This window comes from Mycolicibacter senuensis (assembly GCF_003284925.1).
Taxonomy (GTDB): Bacteria; Actinomycetota; Actinomycetes; order Mycobacteriales; family Mycobacteriaceae; genus Mycobacterium; species Mycobacterium algericum_A.
The window spans coordinates 22,185-28,870 of the sequence record NZ_QMEX01000045.1; the positions used below are offsets into that span (position 1 = coordinate 22,185).

A 6,686-nucleotide genomic window follows, 5' to 3' on the forward strand; every position below is an offset into this window, starting at 1 on the left:
GATTGGGCACAGCCGTCACCCTAACCCGGTTTGCGCCGGGCGAAGCGACGCCGGTCGCAGAAAGGAAGCGCCGGAGCGGGGGACAGCGTCCCGGCCCGCTCCGGCGATCCGAAGGCCGTCGGTGGTTCTCAGTCCTTGACGAGGTCGAAGATGCGGTAGGTGATCTCGCCGCGGTCCAGGTCGCGGTAGAACAGCGAACCCTCGACCACCGCGAATTCCCGGGCGAAGCGGCGCAGGAAGAACGGCATCCGCTCGTTGATCAGCTCGTTGGAGCGCGGCGAGTTCGCCGCCAGCCCGCGGACGACCTCGCGGCTGATATCGCGCTCATTGACCAGTCGCAGCGGCGGCGTGGCCAGCGTCTGCTGCCAGGACTCGATGTCCTCCTTGGCGCGGAAGTCGGTGTGCAGGAAGTGCCCACCGGGACGCAGCACCCGCCCCACCTCGCGAACGAACTGCGCGAAGTCGGGGTAGATGTGGGAGGCCTCGACGTTGACCACCGCATCGAAGGAATTGTCCGGGAACGGCAGGTTCAGCGCGTCACCCTGGACGAACTCCAAGCCCGGAACCTGGTGGCGCTTCTGGCAGAAGGCCACGCCGTCGGGGTTGAAGTCCAGACCGGTGTAGGAGGCGGGCGCCAGCGTGCGAGCCAGGAAGGACGCGCCGCCGCCGTGGCCGGAGCTGACTTCCAGCACCTTTTTGCCGGCCAGGTCGATCTGGGTGGCGGTCTGGTGGTAGAGCTGGATCGAGTACCGGTTCTCCTCGTCGGACTCGTCGAGTTTCAGACCCAGCGGCGGATCCTCTTCGTAGCCCCAGTTGAGGAAGACGACGTCGTCGTGCCCCATCCGCTTGGTCATGAACGGGTACCAGTACTTGAAGGCCTTCTTGTACATCGGCATCGCCGAGATCCGGTAGACCAGATCGGCGCCGACTTTTTCCAGGGTCTCAGACGGAGAACGAACCATACCGGAAGTATGTCACAGCTCAGCGGGTGCTTTAGACCGCGGTGACTGGCGCAGGCAGCTGGGTGCGCTGCGGTTGGCCGCGGTAACGCGACGGCGCTCCGTCGATCTTGCACAGCCGCCACATCAGCCGCCCGGCGGGAGTCATCAACCCGATGTCGCTGCAGAGCATCCGGATGTCGGCGAAGGTGTCCCGCAGCGCCTGGCGGGACTCGGGGGAGCCGACCAGTAGCTGCTTGCGCACCGAACGCGGCACGTCGAACTGCTGGAAGAAGCGTCGCGGCGGCTGCACCATCGGCTTGGCCAGCAAGCGCATGACGAACGGCACGTACAACGACATCCATAGCCGGTTGATCCGCCACACCTTCGGGACGCGTTTGCGCAGATACGCGTCGGCGAACGAGATATGCCGGGCCTCCTCGGCGACGTGGATGGACATCACCTTCTCCACGACCGGATGCCCGGAGCCGGCCTCGCGCAGCGCGTTGGTCTGCAGCACGTCGACCGGCACCTCGCCGGCCAGCACACCGAAGAAGAACACATTCGGGAAAGGTCCGGCGTACAGCGGCATCAGCGGCGACAGCCAGCGCATCCACCACTGCATCCCGGGTACGTCGAACCCGATGCGGTTCACCAACTCCTGGAACATCAGCACGTGGTTGCACTCTTCAACCGACTCGTGCAGGCAGTAGCGGTGTTCGGGAGAGCCGTTGGGCACCCGCGAGCTGTATTGGACCAGACCGCGGATCAGCATGCTCTCGAACTGCAGCGTGACCTTGGCGATGTTGGCCTGCCGCCACATGCCGATCTCGATCTGCTTGCTCAGCGGCTGGCTGCGATACCAGCTGGTGCGAGCCAGCGGGTCGTCCTTCAGCACCCAGCGCGGGTCATCGGGCGTGATCGCATACTCGGGCGCGTCCCACTCGATGTCGGTGAACGGATCGAAGCGGCGGCGTACCGAGCTTTCGGACAGGCTCCGCAGCGTTGCCATGTACTGGGCGTCGTCGGTGACATCCATGTTGCGGCGGTACCGGCCCAAGGCTCGCACGACGAGTACGAATGCCGAACCAGCGATCAGCAGACCGACAAGCGGTCCGGCGATGTCGATCCAGATCGGCATGAGCGACCTCTCCCGTCCTTGGCGTCATGCGCTTGAACACTGCGCGACTGGGCCGAAGCCTACCGTCGAGTCTGGCAAATCACTAAGATAAGTCACGGTGTTGTGGTGTGATTGCCGCCATCTCGCGATCGCGCAGCAGCCATTACTTTACCTTCGGTCGGCATCTCCCGCAGGCCAACCGGACCTGCGCGCACAGCGGCAGGTCATGCGGTTGCGGTAGCGTGTTCTGCTTATGGGGACCCAGCAATACCAGCACTACCAGGCCATCATCGTGGGTGCGGGCTTCGGTGGAATCGGCGCGGCGATCCAACTGGGCCGGCTGGGTTACGACAACATCCTGATCCTCGATCGCGAGGACGGCCTGGGCGGAACGTGGCGGGTCAACCACTACCCGGGCCTGTCTGTCGACCAGCCCTCGACCACCTATTCCTACTGGTTCGAGCCGAACCCGTACTGGTCACGCCTTTTCGCCCCGGGCAACGAGGTCCGGGCCTACGCGGAGCATGTCGCGGACAAATACGACGTCCGCCGCTACATGCGCTTCAACGCGTGCGTCGACGGTGCCCAGTGGGACGAGGAGAGCCAGGCGTGGCGGGTGGCGCTGGCCGGTGGCGAAACCCTGACGGCACAGTTCCTCATCGTCGCCACCGGTTTTCTGTGCCAGCCGAAGATCCCCGACATCCCCGGCATCGACACGTTCGCCGGGAAGATCATCCACACCGCCGCCTGGGATCACGACTACCCGATGGCCGGACGTCGTGCTGCGGTGATCGGAACCGGCTCCACCGGTATCCAGGTCATCCCTGAACTGGCCAAAGAAGTCGCCGATCTGACCGTGTACCAACGGACCCCGATCCTGGTGACCCCCAAGTCTGACGTGGTGTTCCCCCCGGTCGTCCAGCGGATGTTCGCCCGGGTGCCCTTCACCCAGCGCATCGTGCGCTGGGTCACCGATAACGTCACCGACTTCATGATGGTCTTGACGATGTGGCGTTACCGGCGCTTCAAGTTTCTCAACAAGGCGATGGCCGCCCAGTCCGCCCTGCATCGGCTGATGTCGGTGCGCGACCGCGAGCTGGCCCGCAAGATGAGCCCCGACTTCGACTTCGGCTGCAAGCGTCCGTCGATCTCCAACGACTACTACCCGACGTTCACCAAACCGAACGTGCACCTGGAGACGGCCGGTATCGAGCGGATCGAGCCGGACGGCATCGTTTCGGCCGACGGCACCAAGCGCGACGTCGACACCCTGGTGCTGGCGACCGGTTACGACGTGTGGGATGGCAATCTGCCCGCGATCGAGGTGGTCGGTCGCGGCGGGCGCAACCTGGGCAAGTGGTGGCGGGAGACGCGTTTTCAGGCCTACCAGGGCATGACGGCGCCGCAGTTCCCCAACTTCATCCACATGGCCAGTCCGTTCGCCTGGGTGGGCTTGTCCTGGTTCAACACCGTCGAGTACCAGATGCGGCACATGAACCGGTTGTTCGGCGAGCTGCAGCGGCTCGAGGCCCGTACCTTCGAGGTCACCGAAGCGGCCAACACCCGGTTCTACGAGCGGATGATGGGCCTGCTCGACAGTTCGGTGTTCCATCGCGGCAATTGCGCGACGTCGAACTCCTATTGGTTCAACCACAACACCGGCGAGGCCCCGCTGTTCCGGCCGACCTCGGTGCGCAGCGCGGTGAAGGAGCAGGACCACTTCCCGCTGTCGGACTACCTGATCGGGTAGTTTCCTTCGCCGCGGTCCTGAACTGGGGGTTAAAGTGATCGCTTGGGGTAAATCGTCAGGGGAGGGCCCTGGAAAGTGACGAAGACACACCACCTGGGCCTTGGCCGGTCGTCCGCGGCAGGGTTCGTCCGTAGGTTCGCGTGGCCGATAATCCTGGGCTGGGTGGCCATCACGGCGCTGGTGAGCATCGCGGTCCCGCAGTTGGAGCAGGTCGCCAAGGACCATCCGGTGTCGTTGAGCGCCAAGGACGCGCCGTCGATCCAGGCGATGGCGCGGCTGGGACACGTGTTCCAGGAGTCGGACACCGACAGTGCGGCGATGATCGTCCTCGAAGGCGAGGAACCGCTCGGTGATGCCGCCCACCACTACTACAACGAGCTGATCGCCCAGCTCAACGCGGACACCACGCACGTCCAGCACATCCAGGACTTCTGGGGCGACCCGCTCACCGCGGGCGGCGCCCAAAGCGCCGACGGTAAGGCCGCGCTGGTGCAGCTGAACCTCGCCGGCAACCAGGGCGAGGCGCTGGCGAACGACTCCGTCGAGGCGGTCCGCGACATCGTGAACCGCACACCCGCCCCGCCGGGGGTGCGCGCCTACGTCACCGGCCCGGCGCCGATGGTCACCGACATGAACACCAGCGGCGACCGCGCGGTGCTGAAGATCCTGGTGGCCACCGTGTCGGTGATCTCGCTGATGCTGTTGCTGCTGTATCGCTCGTTCAGCACCGTCGCACTGTTGTTGGCCGTGGTCGGGATCGAACTGGCGGCCGCGCGCGGCATAGTCGCGTTCCTCGGCCATGTCGGGCTGATCGGGCTGTCGACGTTCGCGATCAACATCCTGGTGACGCTGGCGATCGCCGCGGGTACCGACTACGGCATCTTCTTCATCGGCCGCTACCACGAGGCCCGGCATGCCGGCGAGGATCTGGAGGCGGCGTATTTCACCACGTACCGCGGGGTCGCCCATGTGGTGCTGGCATCGGGTTTGACGATCGCGGGCGCTACGTTCTGTCTGAGCTTCACCCGGTTGCCGGTCTTTCAGACGATGGGTGTCCCGTGTGCGGTCGGCATGCTGGTCGCGGTGGCGATCGCGCTGACCCTGGTCCCCGCGGTGCTCACGGTCGCCAGTGGCTACGGCTTGCTGGAACCCCGGCGCAAGATGTCGGATCGCGGCTGGCGCAAGGTGGGTACGGCGATCGTGCGGTGGCCCGGCCCGATCTTCGTGGCCGCCTGCGCGGTCGCACTCATCGGTCTGCTGGCGCTGCCGGGTTACCAGGTGAGCTACAAGGACCCGTCGTTCATTCCCAAGGACACCCCGGCCAACCTCGGCTGGGCCGCCGCGTCGCGGCACTTCCCGGAGTCTCGCCTGCTGCCGGAGGTGCTCCTGGTCGAATCCGATCACGACATGCGCAACTCGGCGGACTTCCTGGTGCTCAACAAGCTGGCCAAGAGTGTGTTTGCGGTCGAGGGCGTCGCGCTGGTGCAGGGGGTGACCCGGCCGGAGGGGACTCCGCTGGGGCATACCTCGATCCCGTTCCTGCTCAGCATCCAAAGCGCCGGCCAGATGCAGAACCTGGACTTCATGAAGAGCCGGGTCGCCGACATGCGCAAGCAGGCCGACGACCTGGAGGGCACCATCGCGTCGCTGCAACGGATGTACGGGCTCATGCAGCAACTGGGCACCAATACCCACGAAGCGACCGGGGTTTCGCAAGAGGCGATGGACCTGGCCCAGCAGATGCGCAGCCACATGGCCGATTTCAACCAGAACTCCAAATTGCTGCGCGAAACGGTCGACACGAACGACTGCCGCGGGGACCCAACCTGCCTGTCACTGCGGTCGGCGTACGCCTCGATGGACGGCGCGACCCAGCTCACCGACAAGCTCAACGAATTGGCGCCGGTGATGAACAACGTCGACGTGGTGACGCCGCAGCTGCTGGAGATGATGCCGGCGCAGATCGCCGCGCTGCGCAGCCTGCAGACCATGATGCTGACCCTGCACAGCACGATGTCCGGAATGATCGCGCAGGTCGAGGAGGTCGGCGGGGATTCGGCCGCGATGGGCCAGGACTTCGATGCGGCGAAGAGCGACGACTCGTTTTATCTGCCCCGGGAGGCGTTCGACAATCCCGACTTCAAGCGGGTGATCCAGCTCTTCCTGTCGCCGGACGGCCACGCCGCGCGGTTCTTCATCACCCACGACGGCTACCCGGCGACCCCGGAAGGCATGGCGCGGGTGAACCTGATCAAGAAGGCCGCCACCGAGTCCCTCAAGGGGACGCCGTTGTCGACTGCCCAGGTCTACGTCGCCGGTACCGCCGCGCTCTTCAACGACCTGCAGGGTATCGCCGACTATGACCTGTTGATCGCCGGGATCACGGCGCTGGCAATCATTTTCATCATCATGTTGCTGATCACGCGGAGTTTCATCGCCTCGCTGGTGATCGTCGGTACGGTGCTGGCCTCGCTGGGGGCGTCGGTCGGGCTGTCGGTATTGGTCTGGCAGTACATCTTCGGCATCCACCTGCACTGGCTGGTGATGGTGATGTCGGTGATCGTCCTGCTGGCGGTGGGCTGTGACTACAACCTGTTGCTGGTCGCCCGATTCAGGGAGGAGCTCGCCGCCGGAATCAAGACCGGCATCATCCGGGCGATGGGGGGCACCGGAAAGGTGGTCACGGCCGCCGGGCTGGTGTTCGCCTTCACCATGGCCTCCATGCTCGTCAGTGACCTGCGGGTGGTGGGCCAGGTGGGCACCACGATCGGGCTCGGCCTGCTGTTCGACACCCTGATCGTCCGCTCCTTCATGATGCCGTCGATGGCGGCGCTGCTCGGCCGGTGGTTCTGGTGGCCGCTGAACGTGCGGGAGCATC

Annotated in this window: 4 protein-coding genes; 2 read left to right on the forward strand and 2 right to left on the reverse strand. The window is 65.3% G+C overall.

The annotated features are described in order from the left end of the window. Positions 1-128: 128 nt before the first annotated feature. Both DQP56_RS12460 and DQP56_RS12465 read right to left on the reverse strand, forming a co-directional pair. Complete coding sequence (locus DQP56_RS12460) at positions 129-896, reverse strand: phthiotriol/phenolphthiotriol dimycocerosates methyltransferase (protein WP_205868867.1); 768 nt, start codon at positions 894-896, stop codon at positions 129-131. 97 nt (positions 897-993) lie between these two features. Then, positions 994-1,977 carry an AurF N-oxygenase family protein gene (locus DQP56_RS12465; RefSeq protein WP_165825003.1) on the reverse strand — a complete coding sequence of 328 codons (984 nt, stop codon included), beginning with the start codon at positions 1,975-1,977 and terminating at the stop codon, positions 994-996. Between the two features lie 334 nt (positions 1,978-2,311). Between DQP56_RS12465 and DQP56_RS12470 the strand changes: the two genes are divergently transcribed. Together DQP56_RS12470 and DQP56_RS12475 are read left to right on the forward strand one after the other, a co-directional pair. Then, complete coding sequence (locus DQP56_RS12470; protein WP_112685835.1) at positions 2,312-3,808, forward strand: flavin-containing monooxygenase; 1,497 nt, start codon at positions 2,312-2,314, stop codon at positions 3,806-3,808. 162 nt (positions 3,809-3,970) lie between these two features. Continuing rightward, positions 3,971-6,686 (forward strand): MMPL/RND family transporter (locus DQP56_RS12475; RefSeq protein ID WP_286167748.1); only part of this gene is annotated, 2,716 nt, incomplete at its 3' end.